Origin of the sequence: Pseudomonas sp. L5B5, assembly GCF_020520285.1 — a bacterium.
GTDB lineage: Bacteria > Pseudomonadota > Gammaproteobacteria > Pseudomonadales > Pseudomonadaceae > Aquipseudomonas.
This window is the reverse complement of record NZ_CP084742.1, coordinates 603,723-628,673: the sequence shown is the minus strand read 5'-3', so window position 1 is coordinate 628,673 and position 24,951 is coordinate 603,723. Positions and strand designations below refer to the sequence as shown.

At 64.8% G+C, this 24,951-nt stretch carries 24 protein-coding genes; 10 read left to right on the top strand and 14 right to left on the bottom strand.

Annotated elements, in window-relative coordinates:
- Positions 1–122 precede the first annotated feature (122 nt).
- Both LGQ10_RS02770 and LGQ10_RS02765 read left to right on the top strand, forming a co-directional pair.
- On the top strand, positions 123–797 hold the full coding sequence (locus LGQ10_RS02770; RefSeq protein ID WP_058436003.1) for a heavy metal response regulator transcription factor: 675 nt from the start codon (positions 123–125) through the stop codon (positions 795–797).
- Complete coding sequence (locus LGQ10_RS02765) at positions 794–2,212, top strand: heavy metal sensor histidine kinase (protein ID WP_226524611.1); 1,419 nt, start codon at positions 794–796, stop codon at positions 2,210–2,212. The genes LGQ10_RS02770 and LGQ10_RS02765 overlap by 4 nt, the downstream gene beginning before the upstream one ends.
- 3 nt (positions 2,213–2,215) lie before the next feature.
- Here the strand turns inward: LGQ10_RS02765 and chrA are convergent, their stop codons facing one another.
- From chrA to LGQ10_RS02725, 8 genes are all read right to left on the bottom strand, one after another.
- Positions 2,216–3,406, bottom strand: coding sequence for a chromate efflux transporter (gene chrA, locus LGQ10_RS02760; protein WP_226524610.1), 1,191 nt, complete (start codon positions 3,404–3,406; stop codon positions 2,216–2,218).
- The gene (locus LGQ10_RS02755) at positions 3,406–3,897 is read right to left on the bottom strand and encodes a GNAT family N-acetyltransferase (protein ID WP_058436006.1); all 492 of its coding nucleotides are present in this window, start codon (positions 3,895–3,897) and stop codon (positions 3,406–3,408) included. Before LGQ10_RS02755 ends, chrA begins: the two co-directional genes overlap by 1 nt.
- Positions 3,898–4,053: 156 nt before the next feature.
- Positions 4,054–5,172: a cell division protein ZapE gene (zapE, locus tag LGQ10_RS02750; protein WP_226524609.1), complete on the bottom strand. Its 1,119-nt coding sequence runs from the start codon at positions 5,170–5,172 to the stop codon at positions 4,054–4,056.
- 100 nt (positions 5,173–5,272) lie between these two features.
- Positions 5,273–5,647 (bottom strand): nuclear transport factor 2 family protein, encoded by a 375-nt coding sequence (locus tag LGQ10_RS02745; RefSeq protein WP_058436582.1) that lies wholly within the window; start codon positions 5,645–5,647, stop codon positions 5,273–5,275.
- A 52-nt stretch (positions 5,648–5,699) separates the two neighbouring features.
- Positions 5,700–6,416 carry a helix-turn-helix transcriptional regulator gene (locus LGQ10_RS02740; protein WP_226524608.1) on the bottom strand — a complete coding sequence of 239 codons (717 nt, stop codon included), beginning with the start codon at positions 6,414–6,416 and terminating at the stop codon, positions 5,700–5,702.
- Positions 6,417–6,593: 177 nt separating this feature from the next.
- A complete protein-coding gene (locus LGQ10_RS02735; protein ID WP_226526077.1) occupies positions 6,594–9,035 on the bottom strand; it encodes a TonB-dependent siderophore receptor in 2,442 nt (813 codons plus the stop codon).
- Positions 9,036–9,153: 118 nt separating this feature from the next.
- Positions 9,154–10,116 carry a FecR family protein gene (locus LGQ10_RS02730; protein ID WP_226524607.1) on the bottom strand — a complete coding sequence of 321 codons (963 nt, stop codon included), beginning with the start codon at positions 10,114–10,116 and terminating at the stop codon, positions 9,154–9,156.
- Complete coding sequence (locus tag LGQ10_RS02725; RefSeq protein ID WP_226524606.1) at positions 10,109–10,621, bottom strand: RNA polymerase sigma factor; 513 nt, start codon at positions 10,619–10,621, stop codon at positions 10,109–10,111. The genes LGQ10_RS02730 and LGQ10_RS02725 overlap by 8 nt, the downstream gene beginning before the upstream one ends.
- Before the next feature lie 256 nt (positions 10,622–10,877).
- Here LGQ10_RS02725 and LGQ10_RS02720 point away from each other — a divergent pair, with 256 nt between their 5' ends.
- Both LGQ10_RS02720 and LGQ10_RS02715 read left to right on the top strand, forming a co-directional pair.
- Positions 10,878–12,317 (top strand): nucleobase:cation symporter-2 family protein, encoded by a 1,440-nt coding sequence (locus LGQ10_RS02720; RefSeq protein WP_226524605.1) that lies wholly within the window; start codon positions 10,878–10,880, stop codon positions 12,315–12,317.
- 155 nt (positions 12,318–12,472) lie between these two features.
- A complete protein-coding gene (locus tag LGQ10_RS02715; RefSeq protein WP_058435692.1) occupies positions 12,473–12,937 on the top strand; it encodes an LEA type 2 family protein in 465 nt (154 codons plus the stop codon).
- Positions 12,938–12,943: 6 nt separating this feature from the next.
- On the opposite strand, the gene glsB is transcribed toward LGQ10_RS02715, so the two are convergent.
- Entirely contained in the window at positions 12,944–13,852 is a 909-nt protein-coding gene (gene glsB / locus LGQ10_RS02710) for a glutaminase B (RefSeq protein ID WP_058435691.1), read from the bottom strand.
- A gap of 330 nt (positions 13,853–14,182) precedes the next feature.
- Here glsB and LGQ10_RS02705 point away from each other — a divergent pair, with 330 nt between their 5' ends.
- From LGQ10_RS02705 to LGQ10_RS02695, 3 genes are all read left to right on the top strand, one after another.
- A complete protein-coding gene (locus LGQ10_RS02705; RefSeq protein WP_226524604.1) occupies positions 14,183–15,436 on the top strand; it encodes a ferric reductase-like transmembrane domain-containing protein in 1,254 nt (417 codons plus the stop codon).
- 497 nt (positions 15,437–15,933) lie between these two features.
- Entirely contained in the window at positions 15,934–17,415 is a 1,482-nt protein-coding gene (locus tag LGQ10_RS02700) for an APC family permease (RefSeq protein ID WP_226524603.1), read from the top strand.
- A 99-nt stretch (positions 17,416–17,514) separates the two neighbouring features.
- Positions 17,515–18,711: an iron-containing alcohol dehydrogenase gene (locus tag LGQ10_RS02695; RefSeq protein ID WP_058434646.1), complete on the top strand. Its 1,197-nt coding sequence runs from the start codon at positions 17,515–17,517 to the stop codon at positions 18,709–18,711.
- Positions 18,712–18,875: 164 nt separating this feature from the next.
- Here LGQ10_RS02695 and LGQ10_RS02690 read toward each other — a convergent pair whose 3' ends face one another.
- The gene (locus LGQ10_RS02690; RefSeq protein WP_058434645.1) at positions 18,876–19,772 is read right to left on the bottom strand and encodes a LysR family transcriptional regulator; all 897 of its coding nucleotides are present in this window, start codon (positions 19,770–19,772) and stop codon (positions 18,876–18,878) included.
- Between the two features lie 143 nt (positions 19,773–19,915).
- Between LGQ10_RS02690 and LGQ10_RS02685 the strand changes: the two genes are divergently transcribed.
- Positions 19,916–20,485, top strand: coding sequence for a GNAT family N-acetyltransferase (locus LGQ10_RS02685; RefSeq protein ID WP_058434647.1), 570 nt, complete (start codon positions 19,916–19,918; stop codon positions 20,483–20,485).
- Here the strand turns inward: LGQ10_RS02685 and LGQ10_RS02680 are convergent.
- A complete protein-coding gene (locus LGQ10_RS02680) occupies positions 20,478–21,398 on the bottom strand; it encodes a carbon-nitrogen hydrolase family protein (protein ID WP_226524602.1) in 921 nt (306 codons plus the stop codon). The two genes, LGQ10_RS02685 and LGQ10_RS02680, sit on opposite strands and share 8 nt — an antisense overlap.
- 84 nt (positions 21,399–21,482) lie before the next feature.
- Between LGQ10_RS02680 and LGQ10_RS02675 the strand changes: the two genes are divergently transcribed.
- Positions 21,483–22,418 carry a LysR family transcriptional regulator gene (locus LGQ10_RS02675; protein ID WP_058434643.1) on the top strand — a complete coding sequence of 312 codons (936 nt, stop codon included), beginning with the start codon at positions 21,483–21,485 and terminating at the stop codon, positions 22,416–22,418.
- On the opposite strand, the gene LGQ10_RS02670 is transcribed toward LGQ10_RS02675, so the two are convergent.
- Positions 22,390–22,644 carry a hypothetical protein gene (locus LGQ10_RS02670; protein ID WP_226524601.1) on the bottom strand — a complete coding sequence of 85 codons (255 nt, stop codon included), beginning with the start codon at positions 22,642–22,644 and terminating at the stop codon, positions 22,390–22,392. The two genes, LGQ10_RS02675 and LGQ10_RS02670, sit on opposite strands and share 29 nt — an antisense overlap.
- Before the next feature lie 241 nt (positions 22,645–22,885).
- On the opposite strand from LGQ10_RS02670, the gene LGQ10_RS02665 reads away from it, so the two are divergent.
- The gene (locus LGQ10_RS02665; protein WP_058434642.1) at positions 22,886–23,206 is read left to right on the top strand and encodes a DUF883 family protein; all 321 of its coding nucleotides are present in this window, start codon (positions 22,886–22,888) and stop codon (positions 23,204–23,206) included.
- A 57-nt stretch (positions 23,207–23,263) separates the two neighbouring features.
- Here the strand turns inward: LGQ10_RS02665 and LGQ10_RS02660 are convergent, their stop codons facing one another.
- Both LGQ10_RS02660 and LGQ10_RS02655 read right to left on the bottom strand, forming a co-directional pair.
- Positions 23,264–24,298, bottom strand: coding sequence for an Ldh family oxidoreductase (locus LGQ10_RS02660; RefSeq protein ID WP_058434641.1), 1,035 nt, complete (start codon positions 24,296–24,298; stop codon positions 23,264–23,266).
- 257 nt (positions 24,299–24,555) lie between these two features.
- A complete protein-coding gene (locus LGQ10_RS02655; protein ID WP_022644282.1) occupies positions 24,556–24,825 on the bottom strand; it encodes a PepSY domain-containing protein in 270 nt (89 codons plus the stop codon).
- Between the last annotated feature and the right edge of the window lie 126 nt (positions 24,826–24,951).

The window sequence follows — 24,951 nt, the reverse complement described above, 5'->3', positions numbered from 1 at the left end:
ACTCTCGATTGATTATCTAATCGATTGAATTTCCTGCCCTAATCGATTGACCCTGTAGTTACTTCAGGCTTCACCATCGACTCATTGGACAACATCCGACTATTTAGAGAGGACAACAGGCAATGCGTATTCTGGTGATTGAAGACGAGTCGAAAACCGCGGACTACTTGCATCAGGGGCTGAGCGAAAGTGGTTATATCGTCGATCGTGCCGACAATGGCGTGGACGGCCTGCACCTGATTGAACAACAACCCTACGAGTTGGTGATCCTGGATGTAAACCTGCCCGGCAAAGATGGCTGGCAAGTACTGCAACATATGCATCGACCCCATCCGGCGCGAGTCATGATGCTCAGCGCACGCGGGCGCCTGGAAGACAAGGTCAAGGGCTTTGACCTGGGCGCCGATGATTACCTGGTCAAGCCCTTTCAATTTCCCGAGTTGCTGGCCAGGGTCCGAAGCCTGATGCGCCGAAGCGAACCCGTGGCCCAGCCGGAAGTACTGCAAGTTGCCGACCTGCAACTTGACCCGCGGCGTCACCGGGCTTATCGCGGCGAGCGACGCATTGACCTGACCACTAAAGAGTTCACCCTGCTGCATGTATTGATGCGCCACTGCGGTGAAGTACTGACCCGCACGCAAATCATTTCCCTGGTTTGGGACATGAACTTCGATTGCGATACCAACGTCGTGGAAGTGTCCATCAGCCGCTTGCGAGCCAAGATCGACGACACCAGCGAAATCAAGTTGATCCACACCCTGCGCGGCGTGGGCTACGTACTGGAAGTGCGCCAATGATGGCTGGGCCTTCCAGCAACAGCAGTCTGTCGATGCGCCTGGGGCTGACCGTGAGCCTGATGGGCGCGGCCCTGGTCCTGCTGCTGGCCACCCTCGCCTACCTGGCCCTCAATCACGAACTCGAGACCCTGGCGCGCAAGAGTCTGCAGAGCAAGCTGGAGCAGATCCAGCACAGCCTCATCAGCGACCTCAAGAGCAGCGACCTGGCGGCCCAGCCCCATTCCCTGCTGGACTTGGTGATGGGCCACGACAACCTGCGCTTGTCGGTGCTGGGCAGCGACCCGCTGGCCCCACCGTTGCTGGACGTCGGCGGCAGCAGCCGGCAACCGCTGCCCGAGGCCCTCAGAGAAAGCTCGGGCGCCTATCTGGACTGGAACGACAGCCGCGGCAGCCAGTTGCTCAGCGCCTCGCAACCGATGCCCCTGCGCAATGGCGAGCGGGTGCACGTGGTGTTGAGCCTGGATCGCAGCAATGACCAGGCGCTGCTCAGCGCCTACCTGCGCTCGACGGTGATCGCCCTGCCGCTGCTGCTCGGTCTGATCGGCATCGGCGCCTGGTGGCTGGTGCAACGGGGCTTGCTGCCCCTGCAGCAGTTCACCCGGGTCGCCGCCAAGGTCACCACCCAGGACCTGACTCATCGCCTGAACCTCGACCGGCTGCCCCGGGAACTGGCGGAACTGGGCCAGGGCATCAACGTCATGCTGCAGCGCCTGGATGGCGGCGTGCAGCGCTTGTCGCAATTCTCCGACGACCTGGCCCACGAACTGCGCTCGCCCATCAGCAACCTGATGGGCAAGGCCCAGGTGACCCTGTCCCGGGAGCGGCCGCCGGAAGAATACAAGGCGGTGCTGGAGGCCAGTATCGAGGAGCTGGAACGGGTCACACGGATGGTCGCCGACATGCTGCTCCTGGCCCAGGTCAGCCAGCCCGCCTCCCAGGCCCGCTTCGTCCGGATCTCGCTACGGGTCGAAGCCCGCAAGGTCATGGAACTGTTCGCCCTTAATGCCGAGGACAAGCAACTGGAGCTCCAGCAGACCGGCGATGCCTGGGTGCTGGGCGACCGCCTGATGATCCAGCGCGCGATTTCCAACCTGTTGTCCAATGCCATTCGCCACAGTCCGGCCGGGGGGCACATCAGCCTGCGCGTCGAACAGCAGGTGCAGACCGTGAGCCTGACCGTGAGCAACCCCGGCCCGGGCATTGCAGCCTGCCACCTGCCCCACCTGTTCGAGCGTTTCTATCGGATAGACAGCAGCCGGACCCGCGCCGAAGGTGGCACGGGCCTGGGGTTGGCAATCGTGCGCTCGATCATGAGCCTGCATGAAGGCCAGGCCCAGGCCAGCAGCGTCCTGGACGGCCAGACCGAGTTCTGCCTGGTGTTTCCCAAGCTCGATCCCGCACAGCACGACCTCTAGGCGCTACAACCCCCAGCCGCCCAGCCCCGCCCCCAGCAGGACCAGGGCCCAGGGCGGCACCCGGCCACTGCGCAACAACAGCAGCGCCAACAACACTGCCAACAATTCCAGGGGGCCATGAACCGTGGACGTCCAAAGCGGCTGGTACAAGGCCGCCGCCAGCAAGCCCACCACCGCAGCATTGACCCCGGCCAGGGATGCCTGGACGTCCTGGCGCTGGCTCAGGACCTGCCAGAACGGCACCACGGCGAACACCAGCAACATGCCCGGCAGGAAGATCGCCAGCAGGCAGACCACTGCCCCGCTCCAGCCATCGATGGCCGCACCGACAAAGGCCGCCACGCTGAACAGCGGCCCTGGTACTGCCTGGGCGCTGGCATAACCGGCCAGGAACAGCGACTCGCTGATCCATCCCGACTCAACCACCTGGGCCTGCAAGAGCGGCAACACCACATGGCCGCCGCCGAATACCAGAGCGCCGACGCGATAGAAACCGTCGAACAGCTCCAGCAAGCGACTCGGCCACAGCAGCGTCATGGCCGGCAGCAACAGCAACAACGCCAGCGCCAGGCCCAGGGACACGACTGCCAGGCGACGGCCGGCCGGGACGGTCGGCACCTCGAACCACAAGGCCCATGCCGGCTTGATCCACAGGCCGCCCGCCAGCGCCGCCAGCACCATGACCACCAGCTGTGTCTCCAGCCCCGGCCAACGCAGCATCAAGAGCGCTGCGATCCCCCCGATGGCGATCCGCAATGGTCCGCGACACAGGCTGCGGGCCATGCCCCACAGGGCTTGAGCCACCACGGCCACGGCTACCAGTTGCAAGCCTTTCAAGACACCAGGGGGAACCCCGGCTCCCAGTCCCATGGCCAGCAGGGCCAGGGCCAGCGCGGAGGGCAAGGTGAAACCGGCCCAGGCGCACAAGGCTCCGCGCACCCCGGCCCGGGACAACCCCAGGGCCATGCCTACCTGGCTGCTGGCCGGGCCGGGGAGGAACTGGCACACCGCAACCAGCTCGGCATAGGCAGCCTCCCCCAGCCAGCACCGGCGCTGGACGAACTCCTGGCGAAAATACCCCAGGTGCGCGACCGGCCCACCGAAGGAGGTCAGCCCCAGGCGCAGGAACACCAGGAAGATGCTCCAGGGCGTATCCGTGCGGTGCGGGCTGCCCGCGGCGGTGGCAGGCAGCATTACAAGGGTTTGTTCCAGAACAGCATGCGGCCGTGGACCGGGTCGAGCATGGCATCGGCAAACCCGCAGGCCCGATAGGCTGCCTGGGCCCGGGCATTGCCTTCCAGTACCTCCAGGGTGATCTTGCAGCAGCCGCGCTGGCGAGCGATGTCCTCGACCTTCTGCAGCAGGCGCCTGCTCAGGCCCTGACCGCGAAAACTGTCGAGCACCACCACATCATGGACATTCACCAGGGGCCGGCAGGCAAAGGTGGAGAAACCTTCGAAGCAGTTCACCAGGCCCACTGGCTGCCCGCCGGCGAAGGCCAGCACGCTGAAGGCTTGGGGCCGCTTGGCCAACTCCTCCGGCAATTGCTGGAGCTGGTCCGCCGACAGGGACTGGCCACCGCCCATGACGTCTTCGGCATAGTGATTGAGCAACACGCCTATGGCTTCGGCATGCACCGGGTTGCTGTAACTGGCTTGCAGCACCACGACATCGGCAACGTCCATGTTCATCCTCGATCAATGCGTTGAAAATGAGCGCTCAAGGCTCGGGCAGCTCGGATTGTAGGCCGAGGGATTTGACCAAACGAAGATTTTTGCCCACCTGCGACAGAAAATCCTAGTCAATGGCCGGGATGCACCGCAGTCGGAACCCCTTCCCCTTCAAGGATTGCCGAAACGCTCCAGCTGCATCTCCTGCAGGCGACTCAGGGTGCGACGGAACGCGAACTCCAGGTAACCCTCGGTATACAACTGCTGCATCGGCACCTGCGCTTCCAGGTACAAGGGCACCTTGCGGTCGTAGCACTCATCCACCAGGGCGATGAAACGCCGCACCGCATCGTCATGGGCCGACAACTGCGGCAGCTCGCGATCCCCGGCAACCACGCGTTCGGCAGCGTCTTCAGTGCCCCGGGCAATGCGTCCCGGGCGCTGCTGGGCACTCAGGCCAGGCACTTCACTGAGCAGGATGGCGCCATAGCGATCACACAGGGCCATGAAATCCATGGCCGAAAACGGCTGTTCGCACAGATCGGCGAACCGACACCAGATCACCGTCCGGGCAGCCTTGACCACAGTCACCGGCCGATAACCGAGCAGCACCGGTGCATCGGACACCGGCTGCCCGACACTCAGCCGTTCGAACAAGGGCCCCAGGGCGCTGGCCTGCCCTTGGGCACACACCCAGTAGCGCTGCGTAGCCGCACCGGGGTGCAGGCGATGGTCCTGCCCACCGTCCACCGCCACCACCTGCATATGGCGGCTGATGGCCTCGATGGCCGGAAGGAAACGATCGCGGTTGAAACCGTCGGCATACAGTTGCTCGGGGGGCTGGTTGGAGGTGCACACCATCACCACGCCCTGGTCGAACATCACCTGGAACAGGCGGCCGAGGATAATTGCATCGCCGATGTCATTGACGAACAGTTCATCGAAGCACAGCACCCGCACCTCCTCGGCCAGCTCCCGGGCCAGGGCCTGCAAGGGGTCGGCGATACCGGACAACTGGAAGGAGCGCTGGTGCACCCAGCCCATGAAATGATGAAAGTGCTGGCGGCGCGCCGGTACCTTGAGGCTCTGGTGGAACTGATCCATCAACCAGGTCTTGCCCCGCCCCACCGCCCCCCACAGATAGACGCCCTGGACTGCCCCGCGCCCCTGGTGCAACGCTTCATGGCAGCGCTGCAAGGCCTGCACCGCCCGAGCCTGGGCCGGGTCGGCAACGAACCCCTGCTGCTCCAGGGCGTGTTGGTAGGCACTCAAGGGGGAATCGAACGACATGGGCCCATGGCCTCCCGGCAAAAAGCCGCAGTATGCCATCGCCGGGCACCGCCTGTGATCGTTCTCGGGCCCACCAGGCGAGCCAGCGCGACCTTCAGCTTCACGCACCTCCGCGGGAGATATCCAGGCGCGCGATGCGGCCCTGCTCATCCAGGCGAAAGACATGGCGCAATGATTGGGGGCTACCGGCAAAGTCGCCGCGGGCGAGGCTGTCCAGCAGCACCTTGCCGGTGCGTTGCTGCACCCCGACGATTTCCAGCCGGCAACCCTGGCGACCACCGTGATCGGCCATCCAGCGGGCGATCTCCCGGGCCCCGACCCGATGCTCGCATTCATCGAACACCTGGGCCTGGGGTGCAAAGATCGCTGCCGCCTGCGAACCGTCTCCCGCATTGGTGGCCGCTACATAGGCCTGGATCGCCGGAGCCAGTGCTCCGGCGCTTCCACCTTGCCCAAATCGATTGATGACTGACATGAAAGAGGCTCCCTGCAAGTGAATGAGGCCGGCATGTTAAGAGCCCATCGCGTCATTTCTTGTCAGGAGTGAAGCGCTGGCCGTCCTCGCTTTGCAGACTCTTGCGCCAGGTCCGCAACCAGTCGCTGCGGCGGCCCGGATACGCCTCTCCGTGCTCCCGAGCCGTCGCGACCCGGTCGGTGCGAAAGGTCCGGTAATCCCCACGCAGCTCGCACCAGGCAACAACCACCCGCGCCTCGTTGAGGAACCCCAGGGCCAGGGGCCAGATCAGTCGTTGGCTGGGCGTGCGGTTGACGTCGGCATAGTCGATCGCCAGCTTGGCCTGATGACGGATCGCCTGGCGAAACACGTTCAGTGACACCGGGTTGTCAGGAAATCCGTAGCCCGCCGGTCCCGGCAACAGCGTCGGATTGCGCAAGGCATCCTGGGCCGCCGGTGCCAGCACCGCCGCAATCTTGGCCATGGCATCGGTAGCGGCCTTGCTCAGTTCCTCGTCGCCGCGCTGATCGACGTAACGCAAGCCGAGCACCACCGCCTCGGTCTCATCGGCGTTGAGCATCAGCGGTGGCAGGAACAACCCGCTGCGCAGCACGTAACCGACCCCCGCCTCGCCATAGATCGGCGCGCCCAGGGCCGTGAGCTCGGCGATATCGCGATACAGGGTGCGCTCGGACACCTCCAGTTGCGCTGCCAGGGTCGCGGCGGTGACCGGACGGCTTTTGCCCCGCAGCATTTGCAGCAGGGTGAGTAATCGACTGGCTCGCGACACCTGGCGGGACTCCCGGAAAAATTCCGGCGCAGGATAGCAGAGCCTCCTGACAGACACTGTCAGGAGACACGGACCCTGCCGCCGCAGCCTCGCACGCTCGGCAGTGGCTACAACAGCTCCGTGTAGCCGCTGCCCCAGGCTGCGCATGACCGCGCAGCGGGCACCGGATGAATCGGGTCAATAGGCCATGGACCAGCTCAGGGTGTAGGTTCGGCCGCGGCCCTGGTAGTCGTAGAGGTACTCGGGGCCGTAGGTCGGCGAATAGAACAGCTTGGCGCGCTGGCCCCAGACCGTGCTGTATTGCTTGTCCAGCAGGTTCTGGATGCCGCCGCTGAAGGTGCCGAAACCGGTGTCCTGGCTACCCAGCAGGTCGAAGGTGGTGTAACCGTCGATGGTGTGATCGGCGTCGTCCTTGAGGGTGAAGGCACGGTTGCCTTGCAGCCGTACGCTGCTGCTGTCGCCCTTCCAGCCGACGAACGCAGTGGACTTGGACAGCGAGGCATACCGTGCATCGCGCTTGATCCAGCCACCGTTCTTGCCTTCCTCTTCGGAACGCACCAGGTGCAGGGTGCCACCGGCCTCCCAGCCGTTCTGGAAATGCCGGGTCAGGGCACTTTCGAAACCATAGTCGCGGCTCTTCTGATCCTTGACGTCGATGGTCAGGGTCGCGTTGTCGGTGGTGATGACCTTGTCCGACCAGATGTAGTACAGCGCCGCCTGGGCGTCCCAGTCGCTATCGGAGAAGCGCCAGCCGGTTTCCACCTGGCGGCTCTTGATCCCGGCCAGGGGGTTGTCGTCGACGCTCAAGCCCGGCTTGCCGTAGAACTTGGCCGGGTCCGGCAGATCGAAGCCTTCGCCGTAGTTGATCCACACCTGGTGGCCATTCTTGAAATCATAGATCGTGCCCAGGTTGAACAGGTTGACCTGGTAGTCGTTTTTGCCCCCCGGCACGTTCTTGAAGCGCCCGACGTCCACGTCCATCTGCTGGCGCCGGTAGCCACCGGATACCGTCAGGTTGTCCGTGGCATGCCAGTCCACCTGGGTGTAGGCGGACAGGCCGTCGACCCGGTAGCTGGGGTAGCGTGCAGCCTTGCTCTGGGTCACCAGGTCCAGGCCACCGCTGCCCGAGGAAATGCCTTGGTCGAAGGTGCTCTGCTCGGCGTTGAAACGCTCGCGATCCAGGTCCACCCCATAGGTCAGCTTGACGGTCTCGAACTCCTTGGCGAACAGCGCCTTGAGGCTGCTGACCTCGAAGTTCTGCTGCGAAGCGGCGAAGTACACGCCCTTGGAGCCTGTCGGCTTGCCCGTGTTGTAGTAGGGAAACGGATAGAAGTTGTCGTTTTCCTTGCGGTACGAGGCCTGCAGGTAGAAGTCCTGGCCCAGCACGTCGGCATGGTGATAGTTGGCATTGAGCAACAGGCGCCGGGTGCGCGGTTCCAGGTCGGTGGAGTAGCCTCCGCGCAACTTGGCGTCCTCCAGGTCCGAAGGCGCCTGGTACTTGAGGTTGGGGAAGTAGATCCCGGTGCTGCCGCGATTGCCCGAATCATAGTACTGGGCCAGCAGATCCAGGCTCTGCTCTTCGTTGAAGTTCAGGGCCAGGCTGCCCATCAGGTCGAGGGTGCGGTTGTACTGCAGGTCGGTCTGGGTGTTGTCGATGAAGATCTGTTTGCCGGCGCCGTCGTAGAAGGCCTGGTTCTGCTCCCCTGCCACGGACAGGCGGCCGCTGATGGCATCGTTGCCGCCACTGACCGACTGGGCGATGCGAGTGGTCAGATCATCGCTGTTGTTGAAACCGCTGCTGGCCCCCAGCTGGGTCTCGAAACGCGCCGGCCCCGGCTCGCCTTTCTTGGTGACGATATTGATGATGCCGCCGGTGGCGCCGCCACCATAGATCGCGCTGGCCCCGGAGAGCACTTCCACACGTTCGACGTTGAATGGCGAGATGCTGTCGAACTGGCGCGACAAGCCCCGGGAGCTGTTCTGGCTGACCCCGTCGATCATCACCAGCACATTGCGCCCGCGCATGTTCTGGCCATAGTTGGTGCGACCTTCCGGCGCCAGGTCCAGGCCCGGCACCAGCTTGCCGATAGCTTCCTTGAGGCTGACGCCCGTCTCCAGCTGTTCGCGCAACTGGCTTTGCTCCACCACCCAGACCGTGCCGGGAATCTCGCTGATGGCCGTGCTGGTACGCGATGCCACCGTGACCTGGGTCGGCTTGAGGTTGAGGCTGGCAGCGGCAGGTTCGGCACGGCGCAGGATCACCGTGCGTTCATCGCTGAACGACCAGCTCATGCCGCTGCCGGCCAGCAAGGCCTGCAGGGCCTGGGCGATGCTGACTTCACCGGCGAGGGCCGGCGCCTGCAAGCCCGTCACATCAGCGGTGGTGTACAGCAGGCGCAGGTCGGCCTGGTCGGCAAAGCGGGTCAGGGCCTGGTCCAGGGGCTGGGCCGGCAATTGCAGCGACACCCGCCGCTCCTGGGCCACGCTGGCCTGGCTGGCGGGCAGTGGCGGCTGCGCCTGGGCCAGGATCGGTACCAGCCCACCAACGAGTACGGCCTGGGCCAGTAATGTATGGCGCATGAGGTGTTGACCGCGCTCGCGTATCGACAGCTTGAACATAGCTTTCACGTGTTCCTTCCCAGCCCGTTGAAATGACGTCAATGAGAACGATTTTCTTCTCAGTCTCACTACGACGATTGGCCGGAAAGGAACTTGCAGTGCCCGGAGCAAAAAAAATTCAGTGCAGGACGGCGAGCCAGGGCAAGTAGGTGATCTGCAGCGGATAGCGTTGCTGCAAGGTGCGCAGCGAGCCCTGGGGATCGTTGAGATCGAACACGCCGCTGATGGCCAGCCTGGCCAGTTGGTCATCGGATACCAGGATGCGGCCCTGCTGGTAGCGTTCCAGTTCGCCGATCACCTCGCCCAGTGGCCGGCCGTTGAAGATCAGCTTGCCACGCTGCCAGGCGGTGAGGCTGGCAGCATCCACGCTCTGCTGGGCCAGCAGCGGCTGGCCAGCCTGGTACTGCAGGCGCTGGTCGGCCTGCAGCAGCACCGGTGCATGCTCGCCGGTGAATTGCACCTGGCCCTCGCGCACCACCACTGTCAACCGGTCGCCCTCCCGACGCACGCTGAACGCCCCGGCAGCGCTGTGCAACTGCTCGGCCCGGGCCTGGACCACGAATGGCCGCTGCCCATCGGCTGCGGGTTCGAACAGCGCCTCGCCACGCTCCAGGATCACCCGTCGTTCATTCGCCGAATACGCCACCGACAGCGCACTGGCGCTGTTGAGGGTTACCCGCGAGCCATCGGCCAGGGTCAGGCTCTGCTGCTGCCCCACGGCGGTGTAGTAGTCCGAGGTCCAGGCCGGCCACTGCTGCCAGCCAATCACGCTGCCCAGGGCCAGCAGCACCGATGCAGCCACCGCCGGCCACCAGCGACGGGGCCTGGCAGCCGGGCTGGCATCCTGCCGGTGCTGCTGCGCGGAGCGAGTCTGGCCCAGATCGCCCCACAAGCGCTGCGCCTCATCCGCCGCGCGGGCATGGGCCGGGCTGCTCTGGCGCCAGCGCTGGAACGCCAGGCGCTGGGCCGCCGTGGCCTGGCCGGAATGCAGCAGTACCAGCCAGTCGATGGCGGTGTCTTCGAGGTTCTCGGGGTGTTCGGTCATGGCAGCGTCGGCGGCGGGCAGGAAGGGATCATTCATGGTGCTGTTGCAACCAGTCGCGGCAGTGGCGCAGGGCCTGGCCGATGTATTTTGCCACCATGCTTTCGGAAACGCCCAGTCGCACGGCGATCTGGGCCTGGGTCAGGCCCTCCAGGCGATTGAGCAACAAGGCCTGGCGAGCGTTGTCCGACAGTTGCTGCAGGGCCTGGTCGAGCACCGCCAGGCGCTCCTTGGCCAGCAGCACCGCCTCGGGGGCCGGAGCCGGGTCCACCGCCTCGTCGTGTTCCAGGCTATCGGCCGAGTTGCCGGCCTGGCGCTGCTCGCGGCGCAGGGTGTCGATGGCCAGGTTGCCGGCTACGCGAAAGATGAAGCTGCGGTCGTTGTGCACCTGCAGCGCCTGCTGGTCGACCTTGAGCAGCTTCAGGTAAGTGTCCTGAGCCACATCCGCCGCCCGCTGGCGGTCGTTCATGCGCCGGGTGAGAAACTTCAGCAGGTCGTCGTAGTGCTCTTGAAAGCTGCGCAGCAGGCTGGGTATCGGCAGCATCGAGGGGCGGTCCGCAGATCGGGGAGACGGATTATTCCACAAAGGCAAATGAGAAACAGTACCTTTCGCATCCCTTGGAAGTTGGCTTTTTGTGCCCTTGTGCCCTTCTGGCGGCCGGCCCTTTCTGGCATCCTGCGCCTCCTTTTTTCCGACCGGGTCCGCAGATGCCGCCTGATGGCCGCGTCCTGCACCCAAGTCCCGTCCACTTTCCGGCGCGTATCCGCTGTACCTACGCGCCACTGGCAGGCCTTCTTCGATGAGCGCATCCGAACACTCCCCTCCCCGCTACAAGTCAGACCTGATCTACGGCCTCAACGACCGGCCACACTTCAGCGCGGCGATTTTCGCCGCCTTGCAGCACGTGCTGGCCAGCTTCGTCGGGATCATCAGCCCGACCCTGATCTTCGGCGGGGTGCTGGGTCTTGAAAGCGAGCTGCCCTACCTGATCAGCATGGCGCTGTTCGTCTCCGGCCTGGGCACCTTTGTCCAGGCCCGGCGCCTGGGGCCCATCGGCTCCGGCCTGCTGTGCGTGCAGGGCACCAGCTTTTCCTTCATCAGTGTGCTGCTCAGTGCCGGTTTCATGGTCAAGGGCCGGGGCGGCAGCACCGATGACATTCTCTCGACCATCTTCGGCATCTGCTTTGTCGCGGCCTTCATCGAGATGTTCCTCAGCCAGTTCATCGGCAAGCTGCGCAAGCTGATCACCCCGGTGGTCACCGGCACCATCATCACCCTGATGGGCCTCTCGCTGATCAAGGTCGCGGTCACCGACATGGCTGGCGGCTACGGCGCCAGCGACCTGGGCGCGGCGAGCAACCTGGGGCTGGCGGCACTGGTGCTGCTGACCATCGTGCTGCTCAATCGCTTCAATCACCCGATGCTGCGCCTGGGCTCCATCGTCATCGGCCTGACCCTGGGCTTTGTGGTGGCCTGGCTGCTGGGCCGGGTGGACATGGCCGCCATGCCGGAGGTGCCCCTGTTCAGCGTGCCGGTGCCATTCAAGTACGGTTTCTCCTTCGACCTGATTGCCTTCATTCCCCTGGCGGTGATCTTCCTGATTTCACCGCTGGAAGCGGCTGGTGACCTGACGGCCAACTCGATGATTTCCCAGCAGCCGGTCAAGGGCCCGCTGTACATCAAGCGGATCAAGTCCGGCCTGCTGGCCGATGGTTTCAACTCGGCCGTGGCGGCGGTGTTCAACAGTCTGCCGATGGTGACTTTCGCCCAGAACAACGGGGTGATCCAGCTGACCGGCGTGGCCAGCCGCTACGTCGCCTACTTCATCGCCGGGCTGCTGGTGCTGCTGGGACTGTTCCCGGTGATCGGCGCGGTGCTGCAACTGATGCCCAAGCCGGTGCTGGGCGGCGCGACCCTGATCATGTTCGGCACCGTGGCGGTGGCCGGGATCAAGATCCTCGCCGAGGCCGGCCTGCATCGGCGCAACGTGCTGATCGTGGCCATTTCCCTGGGGATGGGCCTGGGCGTGGCGGCAGTGCCGGAAGTGCTGCGCGAGCTGCCCAAGGCCTTGCACAACATCTTCGAATCGCCGATCACCGTGGGCGCCTTCTGCGCGATCTTCCTGAACATCTTCCTGCCGGAGGAGTTCCTTGATCTGGAAGAGGATGAGTTCGATCCGGAAGCGGCGACCCTCAAGGTCATGCAGGACCCGGACATGGGCGGCAAGGCGAACTCCTGAGGATCAGCGGCGTCTATGCTGCGTGCGCTGATGATGGGCCCCGGGTCTTCAAGGTTGGCCGGGGCCGGTCAGGCAAGGCCCCGCGGCCTTGTCGCAGGCTCGGTAGCGGCCACGAAGCGGGCCAGCCATTCACTCCCATTGCCGACAGGTATTCCATGCGTAGATTGATCGCCTTGACCCTGGTACTGCTCAGCCTGAGCGCTTGTGCGCTGTTGCCCCAGCGCGATCCTCTGGCGATCAACGTGGTGGGTATCGAGCCGCTGCCGAGCCAGGAGCTGGAGATGCGCTTCGCGATCAAGCTGCGCCTGCAGAACCCCAACGAGACGGCCATCGACTACAACGGCGTGGCCCTGGACCTGGAAGTCAATGGCCGGCCACTGGCGTCCGGGGTCAGCGACCAGCAGGGCCATATCGGCCGCTACGCCGAGGACATCCTGGTGATCCCGGTGAGTGTCTCGGCCTTCTCCGTGCTGCGTCAGACCCTGGGCCTGAGCCAGACCCAGAGCCTGGACAACCTGCCCTACGTGCTGCGTGGCAAGCTGGCCGGCGGCCTGTTCGGCACCCAGCGTTTCATCGAGCGCGGGCAGATCAGCCTGACAAGCCCGGCAGGCGCCTGGTAGACGCAGCTAGAACACCGACCAGCCGATACGCTGGCTGAGCAGTTCCAGGGCCGCCATGCCCACCAGGGAATTGCCGGCGCCGTTGAGCTCAGGCGACCACACGCACACCGTGAATTGCCCCGGCACCACCGCGACGATCCCGCCTCCCACCCCGCTCTTGCCCGGTAGACCGACTCGATAGGCAAAGTTGCCCGCCTCGTCATACAAACCACTGGTGGCCATGATCGAATTGACTTGCTGGGTCTGCCGGCGGCTCAGGACCTGATCGCCGCTGTGCTTGCAGAAACCGTCGTTGGCCAGGAAGCAGAACGCCCGGGCCAGGTCGACGCAGCTCATGCGCAAGGCGCAATGGCTGAAGTAACTGCGCAGCACCGCCTCCACATCGTTGTGGAAATTGCCGAAGGACTGCATCAGGTAGGCCATGGCGGCGTTGCGCGCACGATGCTGGTATTCCGACTCGGCCACGCGGCCATCCACCATTACCTGGGCATTGCCGGACAAGCGTCGGACAAAGTCACGCATGGACAAGGCCGGCGCGGCAAAGCGCGACTGGTTGATGTCGCAGATCACCAGGGCCCCGGCATTGATGAACGGATTGCGTGGCCGCCCCCGTTCGAACTCCAGTTGCACCAGGGAATTGAACGGCTGTCCGGAGGGCTCGTGCCCCAACCGCTCCCAGATCGCCTCGCCGGAATGGCCGATGGCCTGCACCAGGCTGAAGACCTTGGAAATACTCTGGACCGAAAACGCCGTGTCGGCGTCACCGGCGCTGAACACCTGGCCATCGTTGCCATAGACGGCAATCCCCAGCTGGTTGGCCGGCACGTCTGCCAGGGCCGGAATGTAGCTGGCAACACGGCCTTGGCCGATCAAGGGGCGGACTTCATCGAGAATCTGGTTCAACAGCGCTTGCATGGTCTGGCTCATCGTCACGGGCCCCGATACGGCTGCGGGGCCAAGGTCTGCTAGACGCACGCTGAGGCCTGCGCAGCACAGTGGCGTGAACGAATGAATGAAAATGCGATTGATATGCGATCATTTTCAACAATTTAGCTCCCGCAACGCATGATCAAGATCAGCATGAAAACCTTGCCAAACGCTATAATTGCGTCCGCTTGCGCGGCAAAACACTGTCATATTCAACTGCCGCCACTGCCCATTGATCAATGCATCGCCACCTGCGCGCGCCCTGTCGGGACGATGCTTTCGCCATGGCGGCATTTCCTCGACTGGAGTCATGCACCCTTGAAAACCTGGCCCACGATCGTCGGCGTCCTGCTGATCACCACATTCACCCTGCTTTTGCAAATCCCCAGCCAGACCTGGCTGACTTCCGCGACCCTGAGCCTGGTCCTGGGCAGTACTGCCCTGGCGTACATGGCACTGTCCTGCCTGCTGTCCAGCCGCTGGCGCTGGGTCGAGCGCCTGTTCGGTGGCCTCGACCGGGTGTACGAGACCCACAAGTGGCTGGGCATCTGGGCCCTGGCGTTCGCCAGTTATCACCTGGTGTTCAAGGCCAACCTGGACGAATGGGGCAGCGTGCCGATCCTCGAGCTGTCCAAGTACTGGACGCGCATGGTGCGCCAGTTGAGCTACGTGGCCCTGGGGCTGATCGTCCTGCTCGCACTGAACCGCAACATCCCCTACAGCCAGTGGCGCTGGTGGCACAAGCTGTCCGGCCCGCTGTTTTTGATCGTTATCCTGCACTGGCTGAGCTTCAAGTCGCCAATTGCCCTCGACACCCCATCGGGCATCTGGCTGGGCGTGCTGTGCCTGCTCGGAGTCCTGGGAGCCCTGTACAAGTTGCTGCTCTACCCGTTCCTGGCCAAGGCCGGCGAGTATCGGGTGACGGCGGTCGGGGTCGAACGCAACTCACTGCACCTGGAGCTGATTCCCCAGGGTCGGGGCTTTCCCTTCAAGGCAGGGCAGTTCGCTTTCCTGGCGATGCAGGAAAAGGGCCTGCGCGAGCCTCATCCGTTCACCATCGCCAGCGCCCAGGCCCATGACGGGCGCATCGAGTTCGTGATTCGCGCACTGGGCGACTACACCCAGCGGCTGCACAAGCAGGTCAAGGTCGGCATGCTGGCGGACATCTACGCCCCCTACGGCCGCTTCAAGCGCCCGCAACAGGCCAGCCGGGAAATCTGGATCGGCGGCGGGGTCGGCATCTCGCCATTCATTGCCTGGCTGCAGGACCAGGCCGCCGGGCAACTCGACCGGGCGACCCTGGTGTACTGCTACAACCCCTCTCGGGCCTTCCCCAGCGTCGATGCCCTGCAAGGCATGGCCCAGGCCCGCGGCGTCGGCTTCGTCGCCAACAGCGCTGGCGTCGAGCCCCTGACCCAGACGCTCAGGCGCGCGGCGGCGGAAACCGACCCGGCGCAGATCCAGGTCAGCTTCTGCGGGCCCAAGGGCTTGCTGGGACGCGTCCGGGAATTGATGCGCGAATGTCGGATTCCCGAGAGCAACCTGCATTACGAGTTCTTCGAATTTCGCTGATCAACCCGGGTGGCGCGGCTCGTGCAGCGCCACCCGAACCACCATGGCCGCCGCCAGGGTGATGATCATCAGTACCTGCAACAACTGATTGAACGCCCCGGCATACAACACCAGCAACCCGTCACGCGCGCCCTGCGGCAACGCCGACAGGCTGGCCGCCAGGTCGCCCCAGCCAACTGTCGCGCAATCAGCATCAATGACGCCTCAGGTGCCTGGAGCGACCCCAGGGCGTGCTGCAGCAGGCCCCTGCAAAACATCAGCAAATTCAGATACCAGCTTACCAATCCATATATTCATCTTGATGCTTGCCCACCGTAAGCTCGTCCTGGCCTGCCCCAGCAGGCCAGGCAATGTCGGTACGCCAAAAAACAACAGCTAATGGCCATCCCAATAACAATCTGATCTGCCGACTCCAGGAATCTCTATGTCAACTACCCCATCACGCCGCCCTTGCGTCGGCCTGCATCGTGCCCCGCGATCCTTGAACGAGGTGCGCCATGACTGATTTCCTGCCCACTCCGGGCACCGATGAACACTTGCTGCACCACCAGGGCTACCGCCAGGAACTGCATCGCGGCCTGTCCCTGTGGTCGTCGTTCTCCGTAGGCTTCGCCACGGTTTCGCCAGTGGTAGGGATCTATTCGGTGATGGCCCTCGGTGCCATGAGCACCGGCCCATCCTGGGTGTGGATCGTGCCTCTGTGCCTGGCCCTGCAGATGCTGGTGGCGCTGATCTATGCCGAACTCGCCTCGCAGTACCCCCTGGCCGGTGGCTGCTATCAGTGGGTCAAGCGCCTGGCGGGAGACCGCTGGGCCTGGTTCACCGGATTCATGTACCTGGCCTCGGCCCTGGCGTCCCTGACCACCGTGGCCTATCTGGGCGGGTTCTGGCTGTGGCTGTTTGTCACCGGCACGCCACCTTCGGCCAATGCCCAGGTGTTCAGCGGCGCCGTGCTGCTGGCACTGGGGCTGGGGGTCAACCTGCTGGGGATCAACCCGCTGAAGTACTTCGTCAACGCCGGGATCATCGCCGAAGCCATCGCCTCCATCGGGATCGGCGTGCTGTTGCTGCTGTTCTTTCGCAACCACGACTGGTCGCTGCTGCTGGAAGGCCTGAACGACCCCGCCAGCGGCGACGGCTCCAGCCTGGGTGGCTTCGTCACTGCCATGGCAGTGGGCGGCTGGGCGTTCCTGGGCTTCGACGCCTGCTCCCAGGTGTCCGAGGAAACCGCCGACGCCCGCACCTCCACGCCGCGGGCCATCCTGCGCTCGATGCTGCTGGTGGGGCTGACGGTAATGCTCACCGCCTTTGCCGTGACCCTGTCCTTTACCGACACCGCGGGCCTGGTGGCCGGCCAAGTGGTGGACCCGGTCACCCCGGCGGTAGTCGCAGCCTTTGGCGCCTGGGCCGAGCGACCCTTTGTCGGCGTGGTGCTGGTGGCCTTCATTGCCTGCGTGGTCTCGGTGCAGACCTATATCGGCCGCGCGGTGTTCGGCATGGCCCGGGACTCGATCCTGCCCGCCTCGGCGTTCCTGCGCCGGGTGGATGGGCGCAAGGTGCCCTTCGCCGCCATGCTCCTGAGCACCCTGCTTGCCAGTTTCGGCCTGGCCCTGGGCCTGAACGCCACTGCCGTAGGCACCCTGATCGCCTTCGGTAGTGGTGGCTTCTTCATGGTGTTCCTGATCGTGATCGGTTGTGCCCTGGTTCATCGCCTGCGTGGTCGCTGGCGGCCCGACGCCGGGGTGTTCAACCTCGGCCGCTGGGGTCTGCCGGTGAATCTCGCGGCCTTTGCCTGGCTGCTGTTCGAGAGCATCAACGTGGCCTGGCCCCGGGAATCCCTGGCACCGCCCGGAGCGCCCTGGTTCCAGGTCTGGGCGGTGGTGCTGGTGTTCTCGACCCTGGCCGCGCTGGGCCTGATCTACATGGTCCTGGCCAAGCCCTACCTGCGCCGCGACCGCAACGTATCCAACCGCGGCTGAATCCCCATGCGCTGACAGCGACAGCGCATTCCCACCCAGTCATTCGCCCGGCGCCTGCCGCGCCGGCCGCTTCACGCCTGATGTTTCTGGAGACCATCGATGCCCCCGTCCATCCACTACTGGAATTACCCCACCGAGATCTTCTGCGGCGTCGAGGCCCTGCACGGCCTGGCCCAGCGTTGCGCCCTGCTGGGCATGGCCAGGCCCTTGCTGGTCACCGACCCGGGCATGCTCGAACTGGAACCCTTTCGCCTGTTGACAGCGCACCTGGAGCAAAGCCGCCAGGACTTTGCGGTATTTGCCGAGCTGGCCAGCAACCCGAGCCTGGACGATGTACAGCGCGGCGTCCAAGCCTTCAGGGCCGGCGGCCACGACTCGCTGATCGCCCTGGGCGGCGGCAGCGCCATGGATGCCGCCAAGGGCATCGCCCTGGCCGCCGTGGACCCGCAAGGGCTGCAGCGTTTCCAATGGTCCCGGGTGATCGAGCACTACCCGAGCCTCAGTGACTTTCCGCGCCTGGGCCTGCCGCCCCTGATCGCCCTGCCCACCACTGCCGGCACCGGTTCCGAGCTGGGCCGCGAAGCGGTACTGACCGACAGCCAGCAGCAGGTCAAACGGGTGATCAGCCATCCGGAACTGCTGCCCGCCTGCGTGATCCTCGACCCGCTGCTGACCCGCAGCCTGCCGCCGACGCTGACCGCCGCCACCGGCATGGATGCCCTGACCCACCATATCGAGGCGTTCTGCTCGCCGCTGTACCACCCGATGTCCAGCGCGATTGCCGTGGAAGGCATGCGCCTGGTGCAGCAGCACCTGCCCCGGGCAGTGAGCCATGGCCAGGACCTGCAGGCCCGGGAAGGCATGCTGGTGGCCTCGGCGATGGCCGCTGTGGCCTTCCAGAAGGGCCTGGGCGGGGTCCACGCCCTGGCTCATCCCCTGGGCGCCCGCTATCACCGCCACCATGGCCTGCTCAATGCCATCCTCCTGCCCTATGTGCTGGTGGCCAACCAGCCGGTGATTGCCGCAGAGATCGGGCGCCTGGCCCGCTACCTGGACTTGCCCGGGGGAGATTTCCAGGGGTTCCTGGACTGGATCCTGGCCCTGCGCGCCGAACTGGGCATCCCCCACTGCCTGGCGGATATCGGCCTGGATAGCCATGACGCCGAATGGGTCGGGACCCAGGCCCTGGCGGATACCTCGTCCTCGGACACCAATGCCCGGCCGCTGAGCGCCGCCGACTACAGCCAGATTTTTCGCAACGCCGTGCACGGTGTACTGCCCGGGGCACGCCCATGAGACCTGCCTTGAACATCGATGGGCACCGGCGTGGCGGCGGCGCACCGATGCCGGCCGCCAGCGCACCAGTGGCAGCGGTATCGGGCGCGAACTGGGGCCCTGGGGGGCTGGCCGTCTGTCAGTCGATCAAGTCCGTGACCCGCTGCCTGGCTTGAAGCGCGGGATCAGCCGCCATGTTCGGCCAGCAGGTCGGCGATAAACGCCTTCAATGCTTCGCCAGGGACATGTCCGGCATGGGTGATCATGCTGTGGTGCACCTCGTAGCGCAGTGTTTCGGGGTGCAGCACACGCATCTGCCCCGCCGTGACCCAGGGCTGGGCATAGTGGCTGGGCAGGTAGCCCAGGTGGGTGCCCGCCAGCACTCCATGGACTACCGCCTCCATGTGGTAGGCGGTGGCCGAGGCGCGCTGGGGCGTCACCGGCAGCACCTGGCTGGCCGGCAGGAAGCCGTGCTTGATCCAATCACAGGCCTTGATGTGCGCAAGTTCTGGCTGAGGGACAGTGAACAGCGGGTGCGAGACACCGCAGAACAGGGCGATCTCCTCGGCGTACAGCGGCTGATAGTCGAGGGTCGGCAGGGTGCGGCTGAAATAGGAAATGGCCAGGTCCAACTGACCGTCGATCACCGCCCGCTCAAGCTCCGTAGGCGAGTTGATGAACACATGCAGGTGCAGGTCATGCTCGCGGCGATAGAAGCGGGCGATGGCCGCATCGATGCGGGCAGCAGGCAAGGTGGCGATGTTGTCCGCCAGCCCCAGGTACAGATCCCCCACCAGGCGCCCGGACAGTTCCTGGGCCTCGTCCTTGAACACCTCCACCGCGCCGAACAGGGCCTGGGCCGCCGCCAGGATCCGCTGGCCCTTCTCGGTCAGGCGAAAGCCGCCCTTGCCGCGCTCGCAAAGCCGGTAGCCGAGGCGTTTTTCCAGGCTGGAAATATGCATGCTGATATTCGACTGACTCATGTTCAGCTCGGCCTGGGCCGCGGTGAACCCGCCGCACTTGACCACCACGGAGAAAATCCGCAGCAGGCGCAGGTCCATGTCGGTGACGTTTCTAAGCACAGGGGATTCCAGAAGTCGCGGGGCTGAACCAGAGCGCTATTCAACGGCAGCGCCGGGGCCGCGTCAAACTCATCGCGGCTTGATTCATCGGCAGTATTGCGGGGACTATGCAAGGCTTCCCTGCCACTTTGGACCGCTTGCCAATGGACCCGCGCCCGACTCCCCCCCTGAGCACCAAGCGCCTGCTGCTGCGCCCCCTGGAGCTGGCCGACGCCGCCGCCATCCAGGGCCTGTTTCCGCAATGGGAAGTGGTGCGCTACCTCAATGCCAACGTGCCCTGGCCCTACCCGGCCGATGGCGCCCTGAGCTTCGTGCGTGACATGGCCTTGCCGGCGACGGCCCGTGGCGAGGAATGGCACTGGACCATCCGCCTGCGCGAGGCACCCGAGCAAATGATCGGCAGCATCAGCCTGATGCACGAGACCGACAACAACCGCGGCTTCTGGCTGGCCCCGCAGTGGCAGGGCCAGGGCTACATGAGCGAGGCGTGCCAGGTGGTGGATCACTACTGGTTCGAAGTGCTGGAGCAACCGCTGATGCGGGTGCCCAAGGCGGCCCCCAACCAAGGGTCGCGGCGGATTTCCGAACGCGGCGGGATGCGCCTGGTGCGTTCCGACGCCGGCCAGTTCGTCAGTGGCAGCTTCCCTCTGGACATATGGGAAATCACCCGCGAAGAATGGCGGCGCCTGGCGCCACTGACGCCCCTCAGGTAAAACGCACGCCAGGACGCGGACGCTGGTCCACGGTCAGCTCGAACACGTCCGGGCGCGCGTAGTGCCCCACCACGTCATAGTCATAGCGGGCCTTCACCAGATCGTCGGTATCGATGACCGCGCTGATCAGCCCGGCACGGCCCACCAGTGGTCCGGCCAGCACATCGCCCATGGGGCCGATGATGACACTACCGCCGGCGATCAATGGCCGTTGCGCCGGCCAGTTGGCCACCTCCACGCCCAGCGCCTCGGGCGAATCCTGCACCTGGCAGGCACTGACCACGAAGCAGCGTCCCTCGTGGGCCACATGCCGCATGCTCACTTGCCACATCTCGCGCTCGTCCACCGTGGGCGCGCACCAGACTTCGATGCCCTGGGCGTACATGGCCGTACGCAGCAACGGCATCATGTTTTCCCAGCAGATCACCGCACCGATCCGGCCGACCTGAGTATCCAGGACCGGCAAGGTGGAGCCGTCGCCCTTGCCCCAGATCAGCCGCTCGGTCCCGGTGGGCATCAGCTTGCGGTGCTTGCCCACCAGCCCTTGCTGCGGATCGAAATACAGCGCGGTGCAATACAAGCTGCTGCCGCTGCGCTCGATCACCCCCAGCACCAGGTTGGCGCCGGTACGGGCCGAGAGCCCCGCCAGGGCCTCGGTTTCCACGCCCGGCACATCGATCGCATTGGCGAAGTAGCGCGCGAAGGCCTCACGTCCCTCGGGCAGGCGGTAGCCCAGTTGGGTGCCGAACCCCTCGCCCTTGGGATACCCGCCGAGCAGGGCTTCGGGCATCACCACCAGCTTGGCACCGGCTTCGATGATGGCGTCCTCGTAGGACAGGATCTGCTCCAGGGTTTCGGCCTTGCCGCCTGGCAAGGCACCGATCTGCAGGGCTGCGACTATGGATGTGGGCATGGCTGGACTCCTTCGACGATCAAGTGTTGCGCATTTTCATGCCGCCACCGATCATCGATAAACCCCAACTCACTGCTTAATGATATGAACCAGATGAATATCGCCAGCATCGACCTCAATCTGCTCAAGGCGTTCGAAGCCTTGCATGATGAGTCCAGCGCCAGCCGCGCAGCCCTGCGCCTGGGCGTGACCCAGTCGGCCATGAGTGCCGCCTTGCGTCGGCTGCGGGAAATGTACGGCGATCAGTTGTTCGTGCGTACCGGTCGCGGGCTGGCGCCGACCCTCAAGGCCAACCAGCTAAAACCGGTGGTCAGCGAGGCTTTGAACAAGTGCCGGCAGAGCCTGGCGATGGTGGCGCCGGACAGCGCCGACTATCAGGGCCGGGCAGTCACCGTGGGGCTCTCGGATGACTTCGAGATCGCCTATGGCCGGCGCCTGATCGAGGCCGTCGCCCGGCGTGCGCCCAAGCTGCGCCTGATCTTTCGCCAGACCCACAGCCAGATCGTCGCCGAGGCGCTGTTGCAGCGCAGCGTCGACCTGGCGATCAGCGCCGGCGGGTTCGCCCAGCGCATGCTCAGCCGCCAGGTCCTGGGGGAAGGTGGCTACCTGTGCCTGGCGGACCCGGCCAGCCTCGCCGCGGGGCAGGAGCAGATCGATATCGAGGAGTTCGTCGAGCGCGAACACCTGCTGGTATCGTCACAGGGTTTCATCGGCATCACCGACGAGGGGCTGGCGACGCTGGGGCTGAGTCGCCAGGTATGCGCCTCGACCACGCATTTTGCAGCGTTGCCGTTTCTGCTCAAGGGCAGCCAGGCGGTGGCCACCATCCCCGCCCATGCTGCCCGATGCATTGCCGAGTTCACCGGCTTGCGAGTACTGCCCTGCCCCCTGGCGCTGCCACGCTACCCCATCGAGCTGGGCTGGCGTACCAGCGCGCAGATCGACCCGCTGCTGGTGAAGGTGCGCGAAGCGATCGTCGAGAGCTTTGCCGTTACTTGCTCGCCGCCATCAGGCGATTGACCTCGCTGCGCACCATGTTGGAGAACTCCGGTGGCGACATGCCGTCGAGTTCCGCGCGGACCCATTCGGCCCACTTGCCCTTGCGCTTGCTGCGCTCGCCGAACAAGCGCGCGGCCTCGCTCTTGGCCTTGCCCAGGTTGCTCTGCCACAGCTCGAACAGGCGGGACTTTTCGTCCTCGATGGCGGCGCGCTCGGCCAGGGTCTTGTTAGCCAGGTTGAAGCTCATGGGAAATTCCTGCTGCGTAAAATAGGCGACATCTTACACTGTAGGGGCCGGCGGTTTATCCCGGGATGGCGAATGGAAGGCAAAACAGCTGCAACTTTTGCCCCTGCCCCAGACTCCATTGCTTGCCACCCCGACTACCCCGTAGCCGCCGCAGGTTGCGAGCGTCAGCGAAGTACCAGCGTTCTTCGCAGGCTCGCAGGGCACACTGCACCAGAAGGCCACATCGACAAGGAACCACTTCATGGCTCGTAAAACTGCCGCGCAAGCGGAAAACGATCAAATCAAGGACCAGGCATTCAGCGAGTTGCAGGCGCTGATCGAAGAATCGGAAAAACTGCTCAAGGGCAGCGCTGCCCTGGTCGGCGAGGAAGGTGAAAGCCTGCGCCGCCAGGTGAGCCTCAAGCTCAAGCAGGCGCTGGACTCGGTAACCAATGTGCGTGAGCGCAGCAAGCCGGTGGTGGACGCCACCGAACAGTACATCGGTGGTCATCCCTGGCAGACCGTGGCCATCTCCGCAGGCGTCGGCCTGGTAGTCGGCCTGTTGCTCGGCCGCCGCTCCTGAGCGCGCCCCCGTCCAAGGCCAGGCCCCGGATGCCTGGCCCTTACCTTCCCCGGCTGGTCACGCCAGCGCCAATGCCTGAAGCTGCTCCAACCGCTCGCAGGGAATGGCGATACCCGTTTCCCGAGAGCGCTCGCGCTGCCAGTGACGGCGATCCCCCGGCAAGCGTTTCAGGCCTGCCGCATGCATCTGCCGCACCAGCTCCTGGCTGCGCTCGGCAAAGTTCTGGCCGGCGCCCTTGCCCGGATCGATGACGATCAGCAACTGACCGGTCCAGGGGGTCTTGGCTCCCGGATGATTGGACCAGTCGAACTCGAACGAGAAGTTGCCCCCGGTCAGCCCGGCGCAGAGCAGCTCCACCATCATCGACAACGCCGATCCCTTGTGACCGCCGAAGGGCAACAAGGCGCCGCCCTCGAGGATCGCCCCCGGGTCCTGGGTCGGTTGGCCCAGGCTGTCGACCCCGATCCCGGGAGGCAGGCGCTCACCCTTGGCTGCGGCTATCTGCACGTCGCCATGGGCGATGGTGCTGGTGGCCAGGTCGAAGACGATCGGATGCCCGTGGGCCTGGGGTGCGGCGAACGCAATCGGGTTGGTGCCGAACAGCGGTCGGTCGGCGCCATGGGGGACCACGCAAGTCATGCTGTTGACCACGCTCAGGGCCACCAGCCCTTCTTCGGCAAAGGGCTCGACATCCGGCCAGAGTGCAGCGAAATGGTGCGAATTGCGGATCGCCAGCAGGGCGATTCCGGCGTGGCGGGCCTTGCTCACCAGCAGTTCGCGTCCAGCGGCCAAGGCCGGCTGGGCAAAACCGTTGGCGGCATCGACTCGCGCGAACGCCGCAGCCACATCTTCCACCACCGGCACGGCACGGCCGTCGACCCAGCCACTGTCCAGGGTCGAGAGATAACCGGGGATACGAAACACGCCGTGGCTGTGAGCGCCATCACGCTCGGCCATGGCACAGTTCTCGGCCAGGCTGCGGGCGACCTCGGCGCTGCAACCGTGGCGCAGGAGAATCGTCTCCAGCAACTGCACCAAGGCTGGCATGGACAGGTATTGGCAGGGAGTTTCAACCAGGGACGATGCAGACATCTGAAGCTCCAGTGTAATTATTGGAGGGGGCTACAGCGTGTGACCTGGCGATTAAACAACGGCGCAGCCCGGACCTGTCAACCGTCGACAGGAGCGTGGCGTGTCGCCGCTACCGGTGGCTGCACAAGGCTCGTCACTAAGTACAAGACACAGCTGCCGCGGGCGCCATGCGCCCTTGGGCAGTCTCGCGAGATCGGCAGCGGCGACAGAGGTGGGCGGGAAGCGGTATCGCCTCCCTGGGTCATGTCAAGCGGGCGTCAATCCTTCTGGTCGCGCAGGATGTTTCCCGAGGTTCCGTCGATCCGGAACTCGTAGACACTGCCATCGGACTTGCGCCCCTCACCTTCCCAGTAGCCGTCGTTGTCCGCTTCGATCTTGTAGATAGCCACGTAGCCGGCCTTGGTCTTTGCCGTTTCAATGGCTTTCTCGATGGTGATCCAGCCCGCCTGCGGGTGATCGGCCAGCGCGGCGGAAGCGCCAAACAGGGTGGCGCAGGCAAACAGTGCGGCAAAAGTGTGCTTCAGCATGGTCCATCTCCATTTGTAGTTGCTTTCGATACACAACGTGGTTTTAGGGCGTGGCGGATGAAAATAAGTTCACTTTGATACTCAATCGCCATGCCGACTGTTCTACAAGGGTTGTCCTGGAGGGTA

What these genes read in the sequence shown, in the direction of transcription:
- LGQ10_RS02770 (WP_058436003.1), top strand. Translation starts at nt 123, where the DNA reads ATGCGTATTCTGGTGATTGAAGACGAGTCGAAAACCGCGGACTACTTG.
- LGQ10_RS02765 (WP_226524611.1), top strand. Translation starts at nt 794, where the DNA reads ATGATGGCTGGGCCTTCCAGCAACAGCAGTCTGTCGATGCGCCTGGGG.
- chrA (WP_226524610.1), bottom strand. Translation starts at nt 3,406, where the DNA reads ATGCTGCCTGCCACCGCCGCGGGCAGCCCGCACCGCACGGATACGCCC.
- LGQ10_RS02755 (WP_058436006.1), bottom strand. Translation starts at nt 3,897, where the DNA reads ATGGACGTTGCCGATGTCGTGGTGCTGCAAGCCAGTTACAGCAACCCG.
- zapE (WP_226524609.1), bottom strand. Translation starts at nt 5,172, where the DNA reads ATGTCGTTCGATTCCCCCTTGAGTGCCTACCAACACGCCCTGGAGCAG.
- LGQ10_RS02745 (WP_058436582.1), bottom strand. Translation starts at nt 5,647, where the DNA reads ATGTCAGTCATCAATCGATTTGGGCAAGGTGGAAGCGCCGGAGCACTG.
- LGQ10_RS02735 (WP_226526077.1), bottom strand. Translation starts at nt 9,035, where the DNA reads ATGTTCAAGCTGTCGATACGCGAGCGCGGTCAACACCTCATGCGCCAT.
- LGQ10_RS02730 (WP_226524607.1), bottom strand. Translation starts at nt 10,116, where the DNA reads ATGAATGATCCCTTCCTGCCCGCCGCCGACGCTGCCATGACCGAACAC.
- LGQ10_RS02725 (WP_226524606.1), bottom strand. Translation starts at nt 10,621, where the DNA reads ATGCTGCCGATACCCAGCCTGCTGCGCAGCTTTCAAGAGCACTACGAC.
- LGQ10_RS02720 (WP_226524605.1), top strand. Translation starts at nt 10,878, where the DNA reads ATGAGCGCATCCGAACACTCCCCTCCCCGCTACAAGTCAGACCTGATC.
- LGQ10_RS02715 (WP_058435692.1), top strand. Translation starts at nt 12,473, where the DNA reads ATGCGTAGATTGATCGCCTTGACCCTGGTACTGCTCAGCCTGAGCGCT.
- glsB (WP_058435691.1), bottom strand. Translation starts at nt 13,852, where the DNA reads ATGCAAGCGCTGTTGAACCAGATTCTCGATGAAGTCCGCCCCTTGATC.
- LGQ10_RS02700 (WP_226524603.1), top strand. Translation starts at nt 15,934, where the DNA reads ATGACTGATTTCCTGCCCACTCCGGGCACCGATGAACACTTGCTGCAC.
- LGQ10_RS02695 (WP_058434646.1), top strand. Translation starts at nt 17,515, where the DNA reads ATGCCCCCGTCCATCCACTACTGGAATTACCCCACCGAGATCTTCTGC.
- LGQ10_RS02685 (WP_058434647.1), top strand. Translation starts at nt 19,916, where the DNA reads ATGGACCCGCGCCCGACTCCCCCCCTGAGCACCAAGCGCCTGCTGCTG.
- LGQ10_RS02680 (WP_226524602.1), bottom strand. Translation starts at nt 21,398, where the DNA reads ATGCCCACATCCATAGTCGCAGCCCTGCAGATCGGTGCCTTGCCAGGC.
- LGQ10_RS02675 (WP_058434643.1), top strand. Translation starts at nt 21,483, where the DNA reads ATGAACCAGATGAATATCGCCAGCATCGACCTCAATCTGCTCAAGGCG.
- LGQ10_RS02670 (WP_226524601.1), bottom strand. Translation starts at nt 22,644, where the DNA reads ATGAGCTTCAACCTGGCTAACAAGACCCTGGCCGAGCGCGCCGCCATC.
- LGQ10_RS02665 (WP_058434642.1), top strand. Translation starts at nt 22,886, where the DNA reads ATGGCTCGTAAAACTGCCGCGCAAGCGGAAAACGATCAAATCAAGGAC.
- LGQ10_RS02660 (WP_058434641.1), bottom strand. Translation starts at nt 24,298, where the DNA reads ATGTCTGCATCGTCCCTGGTTGAAACTCCCTGCCAATACCTGTCCATG.
- LGQ10_RS02655 (WP_022644282.1), bottom strand. Translation starts at nt 24,825, where the DNA reads ATGCTGAAGCACACTTTTGCCGCACTGTTTGCCTGCGCCACCCTGTTT.